This window comes from Croceicoccus sp. BE223 (assembly GCF_031457155.1).
Taxonomy (GTDB): domain Bacteria; phylum Pseudomonadota; class Alphaproteobacteria; order Sphingomonadales; family Sphingomonadaceae; genus Croceicoccus.
Genome location: NZ_JAVDWB010000003.1, coordinates 348,785 through 368,953, shown reverse-complemented (window position 1 = coordinate 368,953; position 20,169 = coordinate 348,785). Strand labels below are relative to the sequence as shown.

Below are 20,169 nucleotides of genomic sequence, written 5' to 3'. Positions count from 1 at the left end.
GACGGGGAGAGGAACAGGGAGCATGAGGGAGCCCGTCCTATGAAACTGTCTGCACGCGCCGCCATCCTTTCCGCCACCGGCCTTGCCGCGACCACGCTGGCGCTCGCCGCCACCCCCGCCTTCGCGCAGGAAGCCGCCTCGACCACAGCCGGCGAAGGCGAGTTGACCGAGATCTTCGTCACCGCCAGCCGCCGCGAGGAACGCGCCATCGACGTGCCCGTCGCCGTCACCGCAATTTCCGGCCAGGCGCTCGACGTCATCAATTCCAGCGGCCTCGACATCCGCTTCCTGTCGGGCCGCACGCCCAGCCTGAACGTCGAAAGCTCGTTCGGCCGCACCTTCCCGCGCTTCTACATCCGCGGGCTCGGCAACACCGACTTCGATCCCAACGCCGCGCAGCCGGTCTCGGTGGTCTATGACGACATCGCGCTCGAAAACCCGATGCTGAAGTCGTTTCCGATCTTCGACGTCGAAAGCGTGGAAGTGCTGCGCGGGCCGCAGGGCACGCTGTTCGGCCGCAACACCCCGGCGGGCGTCGTCAAGATCGACAGCGCGAAGCCGACCGATACGCTGACCGGCAAGTTCTCAGGTTCCTACGGCACTTACAACACGATCAACATGGAAGCGGCCATTTCCGGGCCGATCGCCGACATCGTGTCGTTCCGCGTCTCGGGCCTCGTGCAGCGCCGGTCGGACTGGGTGAAGAACCTGAACACCACCGGCCTCGCCGATCGCGAGCTCGAAGGCTACGAGGACATCGCCACGCGGGCGCAGATCATGCTCGACAGCGACGGCAACTCGCTTCTCGTCAGCGGCCATTACCGCCATCTCACCGCCAGCCCGCGCGTGTTCCGCGCCGGCGCGATCCTGCCCGGATCGAACGAACCCAACGTCGGCTTCGACCCCGAGGAAGTGAGCCTCGACGGCTATACCGGCCAGAAGATGGAGCAGTGGGGCGCCAACTTCCGCGCCTCGCTCGGCCTTGGCGGCGACAGCACCCTGTCGCTGATCGCGGGTTACGAGGAAGCCGACGTCGATTCGACCGGCGATATCGACGGCGGCAGCTGCTACGCCTTCATCCCCGGCTGCACGCTGGGCGACATCCACGTCGGCGCGTTCCCGGTGAACACCGGCGGCAACACCAAGCCTTCGGAAATGAGCGCGGAGCTGCGCTACGACACCGGCGACCTCGGCGGCTACCGCTTCCAGGCGGGCGCCTACTACTTCGACCAAGACCTGTATTACCGCGAGTTCGCGTTCGACGGCACGACGATCGTGTCGGATGTGTTCCACCGCAACGACAACCGCAACATCGGCGTCTTTGCCGCGGGCGAGATGTCGGTGACCGATCGGCTGACCCTGCGCGCCGGCGTCCGCTATTCCGACGACAAGAAGACCGACCGGATCAGCGGCACCGCGCAGTTCCCGGCCGTCACGCTGCCGCTGTCGAACACAGCGAAGGGCGACAACATCTCGTGGGACGTTTCGGCTACCTTCGAGGTGACGCCCGACACCAACCTCTACGCCCGCGTCGCGACCGGTTACCTCGGCCCGGCGATCCAGGACCGGGTCAACTTCGGCTCGATCCCGACGGTGGCCAAGGAGCAGACGACGATCTCCGGCGAGGCCGGCATCAAGTCGTCGCTGCTCGGCCGCAGGCTGCGCGTCGATCTCACCGGCTACTGGTGGCGGACCGACGACCTGCAGCTGACCGCGGTGGGCGGCGCGGCCAACTCGGCGCGGCTGATCAACGCCGATCACGCGGTCGGCTACGGGCTTGAAGGCGAGCTGACGGCAAAGCCCGCCGCCGGGCTCGACCTGACGCTGGGCGGTTCGTGGAACTTCACCGAGATCCGCGATCCTAACTTGTTCATCGCGCCCTGCGGCGGCGGCTGCACGGTCACCGATCCGCTCAACGGCGCGGGGCTGGCGATCATAGACGGCAACGACCTGCCGCAGGCGCCGCGCTACGTCGCCAACGCGACGCTGCGCTACGGCGTGCCGGTCGGCGCGGGCGAAGCCTACATCTTCACCGACTGGGCCTACCGTTCGGGCGCCAACTTCTTCCTCTACGAAGCCATCGAGTTCCGCGGCGACGCGCTGCTCGAAGGCGGGGTTCGCGTCGGCTACATCACCGACACGAACTGGGAACTGGCGGCCTTCGTGCGCAACGTGACCGACGAGATCGTCTTCGTGTCGGGCATCGACTTCAACAACCTGACCGGCATGATCAACGAGCCGCGCACCTTCGGGGTCGAGGTCCGCCACTCGTTCTGATGCTCCCGCGGCCACGCGTCCTCTTCGTCTGCCTCGGCAACATCTGCCGCTCGCCGCTGGCGGAGGCAGCGTTCCGGGCCGAGGCAGCGGCGACGGGGCTGGACGCCGAGGCGGACTCGGCCGGGACGGCGGGCTACCACGTGGGCAGCCCGCCGGACCGCCGCGCCATGGCCGAAGCGGCGCGACACGGCATCGACATCGCGCCCTATCGCGGGCGGCAGGTGAGTGCCGGCGATTTCCACGCCTTCACCCATGTCTTCGCGCTCGACGGCGACAACCTGGCCGACCTGCGCCGCATCCGCCCGGCGGACGGCACGGCAATGCTGTCGCTGCTGATGGATGTCGTGCCCGGGCGGCAGGGACAGGCGGTGGCCGATCCCTATTACGGCGATGCCGCCGATTTTGCGGCTACCTGGGCGCAGGTGAGCGAGGCCGCGCGCATGCTCGTCACCCGGCTTGGCGAAGGAACGCTCAGCCCTCGTTGACCCAGTCGCGGCGCAGTTGCCGCCCGGCCAGCGCCAGGAGGACGGCGGCGAGACCGTAGAGCGCAAGGGCGTAGAGCATCGAATAGCGCAGCGCCTCGTCCCCGAACGTCGGCTTCAGGACATCGGACAGCGCGCCCAGCGCATAGATGCCGCCGCCAAGGCCGATGAGGTTGTTGATCAGTAGGAACAGCGAACTGGCGGTCGCCCTCGCCCGCGGTTCGACGAGGTGCTGGACCGCGGTCAGCACCGGCCCGATCCAGATATAGGCAAAGGCCTGCGGAACCAGGAACAGCACGAAGGCCAAGGCCACGCTTTGCGAGGAGATGCCCGCCGCGTAAAACGGCAGCGCGGCAACGAACGCGAGTGCGGGCAGCCAGCCGTACCAGGCCCGGTCGCGCCCGCCCATCCGGTCGCCGGCCCATCCGCCCGCCAGCACCCCGACCGTGCCGCCCAGCAGGAGCACCGCGCCGTAGAACTGCGACGTCTGGACAAGGTCGAGCCCGAAGCTGCGCTGCAGCAGGCTCGGCAGCCAGAAGGCGACGCCGTAGCCGAGCATCGAGCTGGATGCCGCGCCGAACGAGAGCAGCCAGAACGACGGCTTGCGCGCCAGCACCCGCGCGATGGCGAGGAAACGCGGCCGATCGTCCACCGGCGCGGCGGGGCGCGGCACGTCCTTGACGATCAGCTTGAAGGGAATCGCGATGGCCACGCCGAGCAGGCCGACGACGATGAAGGCCACGCGCCAGTCGACCCGCGCCGCGATATAGCCGCCCAGCATGACCCCGGCGGCCGATCCGAGCGGAATGCCGAGCGAATAGATCGACAGCGCGAAGGCGCGGCGCGACGACGGGAAGTAATCGCCGATGATCGCATAGGACGGCGCGACGCCCCCTGCCTCGCCGATGCCGACGCCGAGCCGGGCGAGAAAGATCGACCAGAAGTTCTGGGCCAGACCGCACAGGGCGGTGAACCCGCTCCACGCGACGAGGCTGATGGTGATGACCCAGCTGCGGCTGGTCCGGTCCGCCGTCCACGCCAGCGGCACTGCCAGCGTCGAATAGAGCAGCGCGAAGGCGATGCCGCCGAGCAGGCCCATCTGCGTGTCCGACAGGCCGAGGTCGGCCTGGATCGGCGCAGCGAGGATCGAGAGGATCTGCCGGTCGAGGAAGTTGAAGATGTAGACAACCAGCAGCATGCCCAGCACCGGGCCGGGCCGCGCGGGCAGCGTTCTTGCTTCGGTGGCGGTGCTCACCGGGCGTGTTCGGCCATGAAGGCCGGCAGGGCGGCGATCACCTCGGGTTCGTCGAGCAGCGGGGCATGGCCGCGGTTGGGCACGACCACCGGCGCGAACACCGCGGTGTGCCGCCGCGCCATCTCGGCCAGCGTCTCGGCCGACATCAGGTCGCTGAGCCCGCCCCGGATCGCCATGACCGGAACCTTAGCCAGCGCGTCCCACACCGGCCACAGGTCAGCGGGCACGACCGCATCCTGGTCGGGCGCCATCCCCACGGCAATGCCGGGGTCATAGTCGGTGACGATGCCGTCAGGGGTCTCGCGGCTGGTGCGCCGGGCAAAGGCCAGCCAGTCGGCCTCCCCGAATTCGGGAAAGGCCTCCCGGTTCACCTTCGCGAAGCGCGCCGCCATTTCCGGCCAGTCCGCTGCCGGCGCCGGCGTCCCGCCGACATAGCCGCGGATCCGTTCCAGCCCCGCCTCGTCGATCACCGGGCCGATGTCGTTGAGCGCCAGCGCCGCCACCCTTGCCGGGGCCACCGCCGCCATGATCATGCCGATCAGCCCGCCCATCGACGTGCCGACGATGCCGAAGCGCTGGATGCCGAGCCCGTCCATCAACGCGAACATGTCGGCGACATAGCTCTCGACACGGTAGTTGGCCGCCACCTCGTCATAGTCGGACAAACCCCGCCCGCGCTGGTCGGGCACGATCAGGCGGAAGCCCGGGAGGTGATCGACCAGCGGTTCGAAGTCCGCGCTGTTGCGGGTCAAGCCGTGCATGAGCAGCAGGGGCAGTCCTCCCCCCTGCTGCTCATGCCTGCTCGCGGCGTCATCCGTTCCCCCGATGGCCGGATAATCGCGAGCGTAGAGATCGAGCCGCCGGTCGGCGGAGCGAAAGCGATAGGCGTCGAAGTCTCTCATCGCGGTCCTTCTACCCTGTCCCCGCCGGGATCAGAAGCGAACTTGCGCGGTGACGAAGACCTGGCGCGGATTGCCGTAGAAGGCAGTCAGCGTGCCTTCCTGGCCCAGCGTCGGGATCGGGTTGCCCTGCGGGTTCAGCACCGGCTGCCCGGTCACGGCGTCCTGCGCGATGTAGCTGTAGCCCGAGGTGATGTACTGCTTGTCGAGGATGTTCTTGCCGTGGAGGCCGATCGACCAGCGGTTTTCGGGCGCGGAGTAGACGAGGCTTGCATCCCACAGCCCGTAGCCCGGCTGATCGATGTAGGGATTGGGATACTCGAACTGGTGGGTCAGCGACCGGTACGACCAGGTCGTCGACATGGCGAGATCGCCGGCGCCCACCGGCGTCGAGTAGGCGAGCGTGCCGCTGGCCGTCCATTCGGGCGTGTTCTGGATGTAGCGGTACTGCGCCACGTCGACCGGCTGGCCGCCGATCAGCGTTTCGTACTTCTTGAACTCGGCATCGATGTAGCCGACCGCGCCCGACAGGCTGAGACGATCGCCCGCGCTCACCAGGTCGCGGCCGAGCCGCGCGTTCATTTCCAGTTCCGCACCCTGCAAGCGCGCCTTTCCGGCGTTGGAGACGACGCCGCAGAAGGTCTGCACCCCGCCGGCGCCGGTGCACGGCACCGATCCGGGGATCTGGATGTCGGAATAGTCCATCCGGAACAGAGCGGTGGCCAGATAGAGCGCGCCGTCGAGGAGGCTGCCCTTGTAGCCAACCTCGTAGCTGTCGACCACTTCGGGATCGAAGCTGAGGTAGGTCGCGATCTCCTCGTCGCTCAGCGAGCCGTTGCCGTCGAGGTCGTTGGCGCGCGAACCTGCGCCGCGCGGGTCGAAGCCGCCGCCCTTGAAGCCCTTCGAGTACGAGGCGTAGAGGTTGTGGTCGGGCGTCGGCTTGAAGCTGAGCGAGGCGCGCGGCGTGAATTTCTTGAACTTCGCGCTGCCGGTGAAATCGGTGTCGACGCTGAACAGCGTGCCGACCGGATCGTCGAAGCCGCCCGAACCGCCAAGGATGTAGTTCGCCTTGTAGATGTCGGCGTCGCGCTTGTCCCAGGTGTAGCGACCGCCCAGCGACAGCGAGAGCCGCTCGGTGAAGTCGTAGGTCATGTCGGCAAAGATCGCGTAGGTCTTGGTATCGACCTGCGCGTTGGTGTGACCGGTCAGCATGAAGCCGGGCAGGAAGGTGTAAAGCCGGCTGTCGAAGTAGGTGTCAGCGATCGCGTCCAGCCAGTAGAAGCCGAGCAGGCCCTGCAGCGCGCCGCCGTCGTCCCACGCCAGCTGGAATTCCTGGCTCACCTGCTCGTTGTCGTAGAAGGCCGGCACGTCGAGATCGACGACGGGGCTGGCGTCGAAGTCGATCGGCGTGGCGCTGTGGTCGACTCGCCAGGCGGTGATCGACTTGAAGGTCAGCGCATCGGTGAGGTCGACCGAGATGTGGCCTGCCAGGCCCCAGGCCTCGACGTCCTGGTGCGGGTCGTCGATGGCGCCCGCGGTGTCGTAGACATCGGGCAGGATGTTGCCGCCCGGCGGGGTACCCTGGATCAGGCGGTGCCCGCCGCGCGGGTTGCTCATGTCATGGGTGTAGTCGCCGCTGAGGCGGACGGTGAAGCCGCTGTCGCGCCCGCCCAATTCGATCGTGCCGCGCGCACCGAAGACGTCCTTGTCGTAGTTGTCCTTGCCGGTGGTGATGTTCTCGCCGAAGCCGTCGCGGGTCAGCCGCGCAACCGAAGCGCCGACGCGTAGCATGTCGCTGATCGGGGCCGAGGCGGTCAGCACGCCGTCGAGCTGGTTGTAGCTGCCGTAGGTCGCCTTCGCCTTGACCGACACTTCGTCGGGCAGCGACTTCGTCACGTATTTCACCGCGCCGCCGATGGTGTTGCGGCCGTAGAGCGTGCCCTGCGGCCCGCGCAGCACTTCCACCCGCTCCACGTCGTAGATATCGAGCACCGCGCCCTGCGGGCGGTTGAGGTACACATCGTCGAGATAGATGCCGACGCCCTGTTCGAAGCCCGAGACCGGGTCCTGCTGACCGACGCCGCGGATGAAGGCGGAGAGGGTCGAGTTCGTGCCACGCGAGGATTCGAGCGTGGTGTTCGGGGTCGACTGCGCGATGTCGGTAAGGTCGAGCGCGCCGCGCTGTTCGAGCTGGTCCCCGCTCAGCGTCGTGACCGCGATCGGCACGTCGACAAGGCGTTCCTCGCGGCGGCGGGCGGTGACGATGATCTCGCCCCCGGCATCGCCTGCGTCGGCGGTGAGCGCGGCGGCGCCGGCATCGTCCTGCGCCGCGGCAGGGGTCGCAAGCATGAGGGCGGCCATGGCGAGGGGGCTGGCGGCGCAGGCGAAAAGCGCGGTCTTCATTCAGGTATCCTCCGTCTGCGGCCGACGTTGCGGACCACTTGCGAATCGCCAATATTGAAACCTGAACCGTCTTTCAAGTTTAACGGCGTTGCCAATCCCCCGTTGCCTGTCTAGCTGTTGCCTGATGGACACAATCGGCCCCAACGACCCGGCGCGGGACAAGGAGCCGCGCACCGAGCGCGGGCGGCGAACGCTGCGCAAGCTGCTCGATGCCGCCGCGGCGGAGTTCGGGGAAAAGGGGTTCCACGACGCGTCGATCAGCGGGATCACCCGCCGCGCCGGGACCGCGCTGGGCAGTTTCTACACCTACTTCGATTCGAAGGACGAGATCTTCCGAGCGCTGGTCAAGGACATGAGCGGCATGGTCCGCACCCATTCGGCGCGCGAAGTGCAGCCGGGGATGAGCCCGTTCGAGATCGAGGCGGCGGCGCTGACCGGGTTCCTCCGCTTCGCGCGCGGGCACAAGGAAATCTACCGCATCGTCGACGAGGCCGAGTTCGTCGACCCCGCCAGCTATCGCGAACACTACGAAACTACGGCGCGCCGCATCGTCGAACGACTTCAGCGCGGCGCTGCCAGCGGCGACTTCCGCGACGACTTGGGCGAGCCGCAGGCTTGGGCGATCATGGGCATGAACGTCTTTCTCGGCCTGCGCTACGCAATCATGGCCGAGGACCTGTCGGTCGAGGAAATCGCCAAGGTCGCCAACGACCTGCTGCGCAAGGGCATCGCGCGCGATTGAGCGCAAAGAGCGGGCGACGCGATGGCGCCGCCCGCTCTTTGCCTGGACCCTCAGGCGGGGCGGCGGGCGTAGATGCCGAAGGCCCCGATCACCGCGTAGCAGATCGCCGGCAGGATCAGCGCCGTCGCGAGGCTGCCCGAGACATCGGCCAGCGCGCCGGTCAGCAGCGGCACGACCGCGCCGCCGAAGATGGCGATGTTGATGATCCCCGAACCGTCCGCCGCCTTTGCACCCAGCTTTTCGCAGGCGAGGCTGAAGATCGTGGGGAACATGATCGAGTTCATCAGGCCGATCGCCAGCAGGCTGTAGCCCGCGACGGTACCGGTGGAATTGGTCGAGATCGCCAGCAGGACGATGGCGCCCGTCGCCACGGTGGCGAGGATGATGCCCGGGCTGACGAGCCGCAGCACGAACGAGCCGATCAGCCGCCCGACCAGCGCGCCGCCCCAGTAATAGGCGATCATGTGGCCGGCGTCCTGTTCGGCCAGGCCCATCACGCTGCTCTGCATCAGGTAGTTGACGATCAGCGAGCCGATCGCGACTTCCGCGCCGACGTACAGGAAAATGCACAGCGCGCCGAAGCCGAAGCGGGTGCGCTTGAGCAACTGGAACCCGCCCGCGATCGAGGACTGCTCGTGTTTCTCGCCCTTCAGCCGGTTGCGGAACGCCCAGACGACCGCGGCAATCACGGCCAGCGCCACGGCAAGCCCGATATAGGTGCGCACGATGGCCGCGCTTTCGGCGGTGCGGTACTGATCGAGCGCCGGACCCGAGAGTTCGGCCGCGGTCACGCCGGCCAGGCTGCCGAGGATCAGCGTTGCCCCGACGATCGGAAAGACCGTGGTGCCGAGGCTGTTGAACGCCTGCGCAAAGGTCAGGCGGCTGTGCACCGTCTTCTGCGGGCCGAGCAGGCTGATCAGCGGATTGGTGACGACCTGCACCACAACGACGCCGCTGGCGAGGATGAACAGCGCAAGCAGGAACAGCCCGTACGTCGCGGTCTGGCTGGCCGGGATGAACAGCAGGCAGCCGGTCATCATCGTCAGGAGACCGACGACCGCGCCGCGCATGTAGCCGATCCTCTTCACCAGCTGCGCGCCGGGAATGCCGATCACGAGGTAGGCGGTGAAAAAGCAGAACTGCACCAGCATCGCCTGCGTGTAGTTCAGCGTGAACAGCTCCTTCAGCTTGGGCAGGATGATGTCGTTGAGCGACGTGATCCCGCCGAAGATGAAGAACAGCGCGAAGACGAAGTAGTTGAGACCCGGCGCGTCGATCTGCTGGCCCGCATCGGCGCGGGTGTCAGGATCGGTGCTGATGGCAATGTCGGGCGCTAGCGCCATGCTCGTTCTCCCGGTGGCCGTATCGTCGGCCTTCGATGGTCTTGCGATCGGCTTGTTCTGGAATGGATTACTGTGCGACCGGCGGACAGGCACCCGAACCATCGGCGACTTTGACCGAAAGCAGCGCGAGAGCAAGCCCGGCATCGGCGCTAATCCGCAGCGGCGTCTGCACTTGCGCGGTATCGGCGCCGGCAAAGCACGACAGCGGGATCGCCAACGTGGTCGCCTGGCCCTTGGGCGCGGCACGCAGCCACGGGCCGAGGTCGAGCGCCTTGTCGGCAAAGGCCAGCTTCACCGGCCCGTCGCCCACGCCGTCGACGCGCAACTGCATCACCAGCGCCTCGTTCGCGGCGGCCTGTCCGGCGACGTTGGCGCTCGGCCCCTCGATCGCGACATTGCCCGGACCGGTCCAGACCAGCGACTTGGCGTCTTCCTGCGCGAGGACATCGACCGAACGGGCGGACACGAAACCGCCGGCGCTGGCGATCGGGGCGCCTTCCACCGTGCGCTTGCCGCCCGCATCCTCGACACTCAGGGTCCAGGGCGCCGCAGCGCGGCCCGCGCCGAAGAAGTTGGCGACGTTGAGCGCCTCGGCCATGTCCATGCCGGGATCTTCGGACAGGACCGGAACCGTGGCCGGACGGGCGTAGGACAGGCCATAGCCCAGATCGAACAGCGGCCTGCCCTGCCCGCGCGCGTCACGCGGCCAGGGGAAGGAAAGGCGCCCGGTGAAGTCGCGCTTCACCTTGCCATCGCGACCGGCGACAAGAACGTCGGCGACTCCCGCGCCCTGCGAACCCGGCAGCCATGCCGCGACGAAAGCGTCGGAGGCGTTGATCGCGGCGCTGGCGAACATCGGCCGGCCCGAGAGGAACACCGAGACGACCGGCACGCCGGCGGCCTTCAGCTTCTTGAGCAGGGCGACGTCCCTGGAATCGGAAGGCTGGTAGGCCAGCGTCGCGATATCGCCCTGGTATTCGGCATAGGGCGTCTCGCCGAAGACGACGATGGCGACATCGGGCTTCGCGGTAAAGCTGCCGTCGGCCGAGAACATGGCGCTGCCGCCTGCATCGCGCACGGCGGCGTCGATGCCGTTCCAGATGGTCTGGCCGTTGGGAAAGTCGGCACTGGTAACGTCGGTGCCCTGCCAGCTGATCGTCCAGCCGCCCGACTGCATCGCCATCGAATCCGCCCCCGGCCCGGCAACCAGCACCCTGGCGCCCGGCTTGATCGGCAGCACCGAACCGTTGTTCTTGAGCAGCACCAGCGACTTGGCCACCGCCTCGCGCGCGACGGCGAGGTGTTCGGGCGCGCCGACGGCGGCGACGTTGCCGCGCACGACGGGCGGATTGTCCATCAGGCCGAGCTTGATCTTGACGCGCAGGATCCGGCGCACCGCCTCGTTGATGCGGGCCTGCGGGATGATCCCTGCGCGGGCCTGCGCCAGCGTGGTTTCGTAAAGGCCCTTCCAGCTGTCCGGCGCCATGTACATGTCGAGGCCCGCCATCAGCGAGGCCGGGCAATCGGTGTTGGTGCAGCCCGGCACCTGCCCGTGCGCGTTCCAGTCGCCGACGACGAAGCCCTGGAAGCCGAGCGCACCTTTCAGCGCGTCGGTCAGCAGCGTCGGGTTGCCGTGGTTCTTGACCCCGTTCCAGCTCGAGAAGCTGGCCATCACGGTCAGCGCACCGGCGTCGATCGCGGTGACGTAGCCGGCGGCGTGGATGCGGGTCAGGTCCGCTTCGGAAATGCGCGCGTCGCCCTGATCGTCACCGCCGAACGTGCCGCCGTCGGCGACGAAGTGCTTGGCAGTCGCCGAAACGCGGTCGGCGGGGATCGCGACGCCCGGCTTCAGCGCGCCCTGCAGCCCGATCACCATTTCGTGACCGTATTGCGCGACCAGCTTGGGGTCGGACGAATAGCCTTCGTAGGCGCGGCCCCAGTGCAGGTCCTGCGGAACCGCGAGCGTCGGCGCGAACGTCCACTCGATCCCGCTGCCCGCGATCTCGATGGCGGTGATCTCGCCGATGCGGCGGATGAGGTCCGGATCGTGCGCGGCGCCGAGGCCGATGTTCTGCGGAAAAAGCGTGGCGCCCGGCACGTTGTTGTGGCCATGCACGGCATCGACGCCGAAGATGATCGGAACCGCCACGCCGTTCGCGCGCGGCTCCATCGACACGGCGCGATATTCGGCAACCATGCGTGCCCAGTCGGCGGCGCTGCCCCGTTCGTTGCCGTAAGGCCCGCTGTTGCCGCCCGCGAGGATGGATCCGAGCGGATAGGTGCGCAGGTCCTCGGGCTTGATCGCCGAGATGTCGGCCTGGATCAGCTGGCCGACGCGCTGTTCCAGCGTCATCTGCGCGATCAGCAGCGAGATGCGGTTTTCTGTCGCAAGGTCGGTGATCGCGGCGGGGCTGTGCGCCGCAGGCCAGTTGGCGGCATCGGCCCGCGCCTCTGCGGCGACGACCGGCAGCGACAGCGGTTGCGCCATGGCAGGCAGCGCGACACTGGCGAGTGCCGCCATCATGAATGGCGTGACAATCCTCACGACAGTTCCCATCCCGTTGTTGTGAACGTTATCAACCACGTCCTGCCACGCTTGCGACAGGCAGTCAATGCCCGCAGGCACGAATTGTGAACGATCACAACAAAGGTTCAGCGGCCTCGCATCAGGGCGCGCGCCGTGGAAAGAAGGAGACCGCAGGCGATCAGCGCCATCGTCGCCAGGATGACCATCAGCGCCGAATAGCCGAACGTGGGCACCACCGCGATGGTGAGCCACGGCACGAACAGCGACGGCACGGTATTCGTGAGGTTGAACAGCCCGAGGTCGCGGCCCCGGTGCCTTGCCTGCGGCAGGACCCGCAGCGTCTGGCTGGTGTGGAGCGACAGGAAGACCGTGGCCGACATCCCGAACACGAGGTATCCCGCCATGGCGGACGTCATCGACCCGGCCAGCGCCATGGCCACCAGCCCGCCAGCCGACGTCGCGGCGGCAACCGCCAGCGGCGTGATCGGCCGCCCCGCCCTGTCCGCCCAGCGCCCGGCCAGCAGCGCCACCGGCATCGCCGCCGCCAGGACCAGGCCGAACGATTGCGCGACCTCGGCATCGGTAACCTGCTCGTCGATCGACCGGAACCAGTAGAGGAGGTAGGCGAAGAGCGCGGCTTCCGCGACCTGAACCAGCAGCCGCGCGGCCCACATCCGCTTCACAGGCTTGACCGCATCGACCGCCTCTGCCGGGCCGCCCAGATCGTCGCGCATCAGTTCGGGAAAGGACTTTGGCCGGCCCAGGATCAGCAGGGGGCTGACGCAGGCAAGGACGATGGCGGCGATCAGCCACAGCCGCTGGTCCGGGCCGGCCAGGCCCGGAATCGTGACCAGCGCGCTCGTCACCGCGCCCGCCGCCGGGGCAGCGGCCATCAGGCCGCCGAGCAGCCCCTTTTGCCCGTCGGGCACGCAATCGCCGGCCCAGGCCGACAGCGGCGCCATCATCATGTTGAGCGCGAGCTGCCAGACCAGCAGCAGCGCAAGCAGTTCCGTGACGCGCGTGGCGAGCGGCATCGACGCCAGCATCGCCACGGTACCGAGCAGCCCCGCCGCCACCCAAGCGCGGCGATGGCCGGTGCGGTCGCTCAGCCAGCCGAAGCCGATGTTGGCGATGCTGGCCGCAACGGCCCCGCCGAAAGTGAGATAGCCGAGCACCCGCACGTCCTGCGCGCCCGCAAGGTCGCTGACCCGCATCGGCAGCAGCACGGTGAGGAACGGGACGTAGGATATCGCGCAACCTGCCCAGGCGAACGCGTAGAGCACCAGGAAGCGCAAGTGCTGGCGCGCATCGCCTGCCGCCGGGTTCATCCTGCCCGTCCGCTTGCCCAACGGCTCATCCGCGGGGCGGCGCGGTCGAATCGCGTTCGACCAGGGACGCGGGGACGACGGTGACCTCGGCGGGCCATTCGCCGTCGCGGGCGGCGGCGATGATCAGGTCGACCGCCTTGGCGGTGACTTGCGCGATGGGCTGGTCCACTGCGGTCAACTGCGGATGGGTGAACTTGACGATCGGCGTGTTGTCGAAGCTGATCAGCGACAGGTCGTCCGGGATCGCCAGCTCCTTTTCGCGCGCGACTTCCAGCGTGGCGAGCGCCATCTGGTCGTTGCTGGCGATGATCGCCGTCGCCCGGTCCTCGCCCGAGAGCAGCGCCAGCGCCGCTTCCCGCCCCGAAGCGTAGCTGAAGTCGCCCTCTGCGAAGAGGCCGTCGGTCGGCAGGCCCAGCGCCTCCATCGCGCCGCGCCAGCCATCGGTGCGCCAGCCGCTGACCGAATATTCGTCGGGTCCGGAAATGAACCCGATCCGCCGGTGGCCCAGCGCTGCCAAGTGCTCCGTCGCCATGGCCGCCGCGCCGGTGTCGTTCATGTTGAGCGCTATGCCCTTCCCCGCGACCGAGGGACTGATGCGCGCGAACGGGATGCCTCGTTCCTCCAGCACGGAAAGGATCTGCGCGTTGTCGCTGTGCGGCGGGGTCAGGATCAGGCCGTCGGGCTGGAGCGCGGCGATCGTGGCGCCCAGTTCGCGTTCGATATGGTCGGAATGGGTGTCGACCAGTTCGAAGATCAGGCGATAGCCGTGTTCGGCGCATTGCAGCATGCCGCCCAGCAGCATCTGGTCGACCCAGTCGGCGCCTTGCCGTTCCTGCCAGTCGGCGATGGTGCGGTCGCGGTCATTGATGGCGAGGATGAGGTAGGATCGCGACCCGCTCATCCGCTGTGCCGCGATCGAGGGGACATAGCCCAGCTTGTCGATCGACGCCTGGACCCGTTCCTTCATCTCGGGCCGGACGTTCGGCTCGTTGTTGATGACGCGGCTCACCGTCTGCAGGGAAACCCCCGCATCGGCGGCGACATGCTTGATCGTGACGGCCTGACGCCGGCGTGCCATGGCTTCGCTTCCCCCTCAGCGTGCGCAGGCGGACCGGTTACCCGCTTCGGGTCCGCATTGCCAGACCCGCACCCAGTCGACCCGCATCCGCTTGGGAAACCCCGTTTCGTCGACGCCGCCGGTGCCGCGGCCTTCGGGAAGGCGGCCGCCGATGGCGAGGTTGAGGATGAGGTGGAACGGCGCGTCGAACGGCGCGTCGGGATCGTTCGGTGCCGCCGCGGTGTACCAGTCGCCGCGCTGGCGACGGGCGAAGACGGTGCCGTCGACGGTCCACACCATCTCTTCGGGCGTCCAGTCCAGCGTATATGTGTGGAAGCCTGACAGGATCGGCGGATAGGGCGTCTCGTCGCCCCTGTGCTTGTTGTTGGGCAGCAGATCGCCGAAGTGCAGCGTGCCGAGCACGGTGTTCTCGCGCCCGCCCGGACAGGTCGCGCAGGGCACGCCGAGGTTCACCGCCTCCATGATGTCGATCTCGCCCGGCAGCGGCCATTTTCCGCGCGACCAGTCTTCGGGCAGCATCCAGATCGCGGGCCAGGTGCCCTGCCCCTGCGGCAGTTCGGCACGCACCGAGATGCGCCCGTAGGTCCACGCCGCCTTGCCGCGAGTCAGCAGCTTGGCCGAGGTGAAGGGCTTCGTCTGCGTCGTCCCGGCATTTTCCGGCGTGATCATCGTCGCGTGAACCGCAGGGCCGGTGAACGCCTCGCGGTGCGCCTCGATCACCAGCACGCCATCCTCGATCCGGGCGTTCTTCGTGCGATCGGTGTAGCATTGCCGTTCGTCGTTGCCGCCGCCCCAGCAGTCGACGTCGAAGCTCCATTTTTCAGGATCGATGGCCGGCCCGTCGAACTCGTCGGACCAGACCAGCCGCGGCGGCCCTACCGGAACGGTGGCGCAGGCGGACAGCGAGAGCAGAAGGACTGCGACCAACGCACGCATCAGGCGGCCTCCGCCTCCCGCGCGCCGCAGTAGCGCGCGACGTAGTCGGCATGGGCCGGCATTTCGGCCACCGTCCGGGCGACATTGGCGCGCAGGCCCGACAGCAGGTGGTCGAGCTCCCGGTCGGACAGCTTGCCGGCGACCGGGTGGTGGGTTTCGGGCATGATGCCCTGCCCCATCATCACCTGTATCCACGAATTTTCCGCGAACAGCTCCTCGTTGTTGCGGAAGACGCGCCCGGTCTGGCGGAACAGGTCGATCTTGTGCGCCAGGGTGTCGGGGATCTCCATGCCCGCGCAGTGCCGCCAGAACGGCGAATCCCGCCGGTCGGTCGCCTTGTAGTGCAGGATCAGGAAGTCGCGGATCTGCTCCATGTCCTGAAGCTGCTGCGCGTTGAACTCGTCGATGTCGGCCTGCGCCACGCGGCCCGCCGGCAGCATCCGGATGATCCGCAGCACGGCCCGCTGGATGAGGTGGATCGAGGTCGATTCCAGCGGCTCCATGAAGCCCGAAGACAGCCCGACCGCGACGCAATTGCGGTGCCATTGCTTGCGCCGCGCGCCGGTGACGAAGCGCAGGCGGTTGGTCTTGGTCGTCGTTTCGCCCTCGATATTGCCGAGCAGGCGTTCTTCTGCCGCGTCGTGGTCGAGGTATCGGCTGCAATAGACGATGCCATTGCCGACCCGGTGTTGCAGCGGGATGCGCCATTGCCAGCCCGCGTCGTGCGCCATGGCACGGGTATAGGGCACCGGCGGGCGCACGCTGCTGGTCTGCACCGCGATCGCGCTGTCGCACGGCAGCCAATGGGTCCAGTCGTCGTAGCCGATGTGCATCGCCTGCCCGATCAGCAGCGCGCGAAAGCCGGTGCAGTCGACGAACAGGTCGCCCTCAATCCGCCGTCCGCCATCGAGCACGAGGCCCGCGATGTCGCCGTCGGCGGCCAATTCGACTTCGGCGATGCGCCCCTCGATCCGCTGCGTGCCCTCGCCCTCGGCCAGGCTGCGCAGGAAACGGGCGAAAGCCGTGGCGTCGAGCTGGAAGGCGTAGTTGACGCGGCCATCGGGCAGGTGCGCGAATTTGCTTTCCCGCGCGGCGATCAGTTCAAGGCAGTAGTCGTCGTAGGGCTGGGCGTGGCCACGCTCCCGCCCCTCCATCCAGAAATGCTGAAAGCCCGCCGCCCAGTGGTCCTTGCCCACCGCGCCGAAGGAATGGAAATAGCCCTCCCCCGGCACGCGCCAGTTGTCGAACTGGATGCCCAGCTTGAACGTCGCGTGGGTGGCGCGCATGAAATCGGCCTCGGCGATGTTCAGCAGGCGCAAATAGTTGGCGAGCGGCGGAATCGTGCTTTCGCCCACGCCGACGGTGCCGATGAGATCGCTTTCGACCAGCGTGACATGCGCGGTACGGCCCAGCGTGCGCGACAGGGCGGCCGCCGCCATCCACCCGGCGGTGCCGCCACCGGCGACGACGATGCGGATCGGCTGCTTCGGAGCGCCGGCTGTCGGTTGGCTGTTCATCGGCTGAGGGTCCTCAACAGGAAGGCACGCAGGCGGCCGGCGCTTTCGGGGGTCAGCCGGTCGAGCACGGAGCGGGCCTTCGGGGGAATGTGGGCGGTGACGCTGTCGTCGGCGTTAAAGACGTAGTGGTCGAACAGGTCGCGCCAGATGGCCCGGTCCTTCGCGGGAAGGTCGCGGATGGCGAGAATCGCGTGGTTGAGCGCGTCCTGCGGCTGGCCCAGATAACGCGGTGTGTCGCGCCACCAGTAGTTGAGGAGGATGTTGAAGTCGGCCAGCCCCTCGACATGGTGCCACCACATCGACGGGATGAAGAGCGCGTCGCCCGGGTCCAGCTCCGCGACCAGCGCATGGTCCAGCGCCTCGCGGAAGCGCGGGTGCGCGGCAAAGTCGGGATCGGCGAAATCGACCATCGAGATGGCGCGGCCCGCCGGGGTGTTGTCGATCGGGCCGAGGTAGAGGTTGCGGAACTGGTCGGGCGGAAACAGCGTGAAACGGCGCCGACCGGCGGCGCAGCAGGCGAGGTTGTCGGGAAAATCGTTGTGCGCGGCGATGCGCGTCCTCGTCCCGATCCAGATCGAGGCGAGCGCGTCGCGGCCCGAAAGATCGACGTGGTTCGCCTCGTGCAGGCCGCGAAAGAAATCGTGGACGTCGATCGAAGCGAGGTAGATCGCGGGGGCATCGGCCTGCCCCTCGCCCTCGGCCATCTTGGCGAAGATCGTCGGCAGCGATCCCTTCGACGTGCGGAAGTTCATCTCCATCGCGTCGTCGTAATACATCCGCCCGCCGCTATCGGGCGCGGCGACAGACACGGTGAACGGTGCCGGGACGGCACGGTCGAGCAGGTAGGCGCGGGCCGCGTCCGCCGATTGCAGCCCGGCGCGGACCAGCGGCCAGTCGGCGACAAGACCGCGCAGCACGAAGGGCCGGTCCGCCCCGCGAAGCAGGGCGTCGAGCGCGGCGGCGTCGGCCACCTCGCGCTCCTCGACCCGCGGCAGGGCGGACAGCACTTCAGCCATGGCGGCGGTTCTTGCGCGCGACGAGGTCGGTCAAATGCGAAAGCGAGGCGAGCGCCATGAACATCGGCATCAGGTGCCCCTCGACGTGGAGATTGCCCAGCGTCTCGCCATCGAGCGCGCGGACCTTGTCCTCGTTGAGGATATGGAAGCCGACAAGGCTGCGCTTCGCCCCGTCGTTCAGCTCGACTTCCAGGGTAAAGGGTTCGAGCAGGTCGAGTCGGCGCATCGCGGCGAAGAACGCCTCGCTCGCCCGGTAGCCCGCGTCGAGCTTGCCGAGCCGATCTGCCACGTCTTCGAGGTAGGGGCTCATCGCGCCGTCATCGTCGAAAAGACGGACGCCCGTCTCGTCGCCGGTGCGCGGATGGGCCATGTCGATATGGACCTGCGCCGGCCCCTCGCCGTCGGCGCTGCGGCCGATCAGGAAGGGCTGGATCGAGAGTGCGAGCGGGCGATAGAGAGCATCCCAGCGGCCGCTCTCGAGGAAGAGGTTCTCCCCTGCCTCGAACCCGAACAGCGCCACGGCGTGAAACGCCCCGCTTTCGGCGTTGCGGTGGAACAGGATCGGGAAATGCGCCTGCACCTGGCGGAACTCGATCGGCACCGTGACGCAGGACATCACGGCATCGCCCAGCGCCTCGCCCGGTTCGACGCGGACGCGAAGGTCGCGGTGGGCCTGGTGGTCGAGAACGGCGTGCTGGGTCATGCAGGAACTTCCGTGTTGTGGGCGCGGGCCGCATCGGCGCGCAGGCGATCAAGATAGGCGCGATTGGTCGGCAGCGCAGCCAGCAACTGCCGCGCGCGCTGGGCCACCGCGCCGGTGCGATCGGCCGTCACGCCCGTCAACGCGGGTGCGGGCACGCCCATGCCGTAAAGCACGCATTGCCAGCTCAGCGCCGCGAAGATCTCGTCGTGCATCGGCAGGTCCGCCGGGCCGGGGACATGGCCGCGCCAGAGCGCGATCCGGTCGGCAAGGTCCGCGGGCACGCTTTCGCGGTGCGCCTGCCAGTATTCGCCCGAACGCTCGGACAGCGCGTAGTGCAGCTTCAGGAACTCGACGATCCGGTCCCAGCGATAGCGCAGGCTCGCGTTGAGGCGGCGGGCGAGGACGTCCATCTCGCCGCGATGGTCGGGAAAATCCTGCACCAGCATCTTTGCCGTCAGTTCGATGAGCACGATCGCCGATGCCTCGAGCGGTTCGACGAAACCGGCGGACAGGCCGATGGCCAGGCAGTTGCCGATCCAGAACCTGTCGCGGTGACCGCTGGCGAACGTGAGGAGGCGCGGTTCGGGAACCTCGGCGCCCGGCACGTTCGCCGCGACGTAATCGCGCAGCGTCGCCAGCGCCGCATCGTCGGAACAGAAGCGCGAGGCATAGACGCAGCCGACGCCGCGGCGCGTCGGCAGCGCGATGTCCCAGAGCCAGCCCGCCTCGTGCGCGGTGCCGACGGTGACCGAGCAGATCGGGCTTTCGGGCAAGGTCGGCACTTGCGCGGCGAGCGCGCGGTCGTTGAACAGGACGTCGCGGCGGTCCACCCAGCCCGCCCCCATCGCGCCCGCGATCAGCAACCCGCGCATGCCGGTGCAATCGATGAACAGGTCGCCCTCGACCCGGCGTTCGCCGTTGAGCACCAGCGCGGCAATGTCGCCGTCGCCGTTACGCTCGACGCCGTCGATCCGCGCGGCGATGTGCGTCACGCCCAGCCGCTGCGTGGCGTGGCGGCGCAACAGGTCGACCAGCTTGCCCGCGTCGAGGTGGTAGGCGTAGTTGAGCGCCCCGGCATAGCCCGGCATCTGCGCCTGGCGCGGGGCGAGATTGCGCTCGCACACCGCGGCCTGCGCCGACACCGCCTCGGCAAAGGTGCCGCGGCCCGCAGCCCAGTCGGCCACCGGAGCGCGGTAGTCGCGGCCCGGATCGCCGGTGAAGGGATGATAGTAGCGGTCCCCCGCCCCGCCGTCGCGCCATCCGTCGAAGCGCGAACCCTGCTTGAACGAGGCGTCGCACGAAACGAGGAATTCGTCTTCGGCGATACCGATGGAAGCCAGCGTGTCGCGGATGGTGGGCCAGGTCCCCTCGCCCACGCCGATGGTCGGAATGTCGGGTGCCTCGACCAGCGTGACCGATACGGGCCGGGCCACGTTGCGCGCCGTCCCGGCGGCGATGACGCAGGCAGCCAGCCAGCCGGCGGTGCCCCCGCCCGCGACGACGACGCGGTCGACCGAACCGATTGCTGCCCGCTGCCCGTCCATCTCTCCCGCCATCATCCTTTCATGCCATCGTAAACGCAAAGGTCGCCCGCGCGAGGGAGATGCGCGGACGACCTTCGTTCATGGCACGGGTCGGAATCAAGTCCCGCGATGGCGCTTCG

General features: G+C 68.2%; 15 protein-coding genes. 3 read left to right on the top strand and 12 right to left on the bottom strand.

Features of this window, described 5'->3' with window-relative positions; all coding sequences use genetic code 11:
• The first annotated feature begins 39 nt into the window (after window positions 1–39).
• Window positions 40–2,277 carry a TonB-dependent receptor domain-containing protein gene (locus J2X37_RS09250; RefSeq protein ID WP_310020303.1) on the top strand — a complete coding sequence of 746 codons (2,238 nt, stop codon included), beginning with the start codon at window positions 40–42 and terminating at the stop codon, window positions 2,275–2,277.
• Window positions 2,277–2,762: a low molecular weight protein-tyrosine-phosphatase gene (locus J2X37_RS09245; protein WP_310020301.1), complete on the top strand. Its 486-nt coding sequence runs from the start codon at window positions 2,277–2,279 to the stop codon at window positions 2,760–2,762. The genes J2X37_RS09250 and J2X37_RS09245 overlap by 1 nt, the downstream gene beginning before the upstream one ends.
• Here the strand turns inward: J2X37_RS09245 and J2X37_RS09240 are convergent.
• Genes J2X37_RS09240 through J2X37_RS09230 form a run of 3 tightly spaced genes read right to left on the bottom strand, consistent with a single transcriptional unit; the run spans window position 2,749 to window position 7,316 of the window.
• On the bottom strand, window positions 2,749–3,957 hold the full coding sequence (locus J2X37_RS09240; protein ID WP_310020368.1) for an MFS transporter: 1,209 nt from the start codon (window positions 3,955–3,957) through the stop codon (window positions 2,749–2,751). The genes J2X37_RS09245 and J2X37_RS09240 overlap by 14 nt on opposite strands.
• A gap of 53 nt (window positions 3,958–4,010) precedes the next feature.
• On the bottom strand, window positions 4,011–4,916 hold the full coding sequence (locus tag J2X37_RS09235) for an alpha/beta hydrolase (RefSeq protein WP_310020299.1): 906 nt from the start codon (window positions 4,914–4,916) through the stop codon (window positions 4,011–4,013).
• Between the two features lie 30 nt (window positions 4,917–4,946).
• Window positions 4,947–7,316, bottom strand: coding sequence for a TonB-dependent receptor (locus J2X37_RS09230; RefSeq protein ID WP_310020296.1), 2,370 nt, complete (start codon window positions 7,314–7,316; stop codon window positions 4,947–4,949).
• Window positions 7,317–7,440: 124 nt separating this feature from the next.
• Here J2X37_RS09230 and J2X37_RS09225 point away from each other — a divergent pair, with 124 nt between their 5' ends.
• On the top strand, window positions 7,441–8,058 hold the full coding sequence (locus J2X37_RS09225) for a TetR/AcrR family transcriptional regulator (RefSeq protein ID WP_310020294.1): 618 nt from the start codon (window positions 7,441–7,443) through the stop codon (window positions 8,056–8,058).
• 50 nt (window positions 8,059–8,108) lie between these two features.
• Here the strand turns inward: J2X37_RS09225 and J2X37_RS09220 are convergent, their stop codons facing one another.
• From J2X37_RS09220 to J2X37_RS09180, 9 genes are all read right to left on the bottom strand, one after another.
• Complete coding sequence (locus J2X37_RS09220; protein WP_310020292.1) at window positions 8,109–9,401, bottom strand: sugar MFS transporter; 1,293 nt, start codon at window positions 9,399–9,401, stop codon at window positions 8,109–8,111.
• A gap of 67 nt (window positions 9,402–9,468) precedes the next feature.
• Window positions 9,469–11,925 (bottom strand): glycoside hydrolase family 3 N-terminal domain-containing protein, encoded by a 2,457-nt coding sequence (locus tag J2X37_RS09215; RefSeq protein WP_310020290.1) that lies wholly within the window; start codon window positions 11,923–11,925, stop codon window positions 9,469–9,471.
• A gap of 128 nt (window positions 11,926–12,053) precedes the next feature.
• Window positions 12,054–13,256: an MFS transporter gene (locus J2X37_RS09210; protein WP_310020288.1), complete on the bottom strand. Its 1,203-nt coding sequence runs from the start codon at window positions 13,254–13,256 to the stop codon at window positions 12,054–12,056.
• 25 nt (window positions 13,257–13,281) lie between these two features.
• Entirely contained in the window at window positions 13,282–14,334 is a 1,053-nt protein-coding gene (locus J2X37_RS09205; protein WP_310020285.1) for a LacI family DNA-binding transcriptional regulator, read from the bottom strand.
• Between the two features lie 15 nt (window positions 14,335–14,349).
• Window positions 14,350–15,270: a glycoside hydrolase family 16 protein gene (locus J2X37_RS09200; RefSeq protein ID WP_310020283.1), complete on the bottom strand. Its 921-nt coding sequence runs from the start codon at window positions 15,268–15,270 to the stop codon at window positions 14,350–14,352.
• Window positions 15,270–16,787: a tryptophan 7-halogenase gene (locus tag J2X37_RS09195; RefSeq protein WP_310020281.1), complete on the bottom strand. Its 1,518-nt coding sequence runs from the start codon at window positions 16,785–16,787 to the stop codon at window positions 15,270–15,272. The genes J2X37_RS09200 and J2X37_RS09195 overlap by 1 nt, the downstream gene beginning before the upstream one ends.
• Complete coding sequence (locus J2X37_RS09190) at window positions 16,784–17,803, bottom strand: cupin-like domain-containing protein (protein ID WP_310020279.1); 1,020 nt, start codon at window positions 17,801–17,803, stop codon at window positions 16,784–16,786. The genes J2X37_RS09195 and J2X37_RS09190 overlap by 4 nt, the downstream gene beginning before the upstream one ends.
• The gene (locus J2X37_RS09185; RefSeq protein ID WP_310020277.1) at window positions 17,796–18,506 is read right to left on the bottom strand and encodes a SapC family protein; all 711 of its coding nucleotides are present in this window, start codon (window positions 18,504–18,506) and stop codon (window positions 17,796–17,798) included. The genes J2X37_RS09190 and J2X37_RS09185 overlap by 8 nt, the downstream gene beginning before the upstream one ends.
• Window positions 18,503–20,062 (bottom strand): tryptophan 7-halogenase, encoded by a 1,560-nt coding sequence (locus tag J2X37_RS09180; protein WP_310020274.1) that lies wholly within the window; start codon window positions 20,060–20,062, stop codon window positions 18,503–18,505. The genes J2X37_RS09185 and J2X37_RS09180 overlap by 4 nt, the downstream gene beginning before the upstream one ends.
• Between the last annotated feature and the right edge of the window lie 107 nt (window positions 20,063–20,169).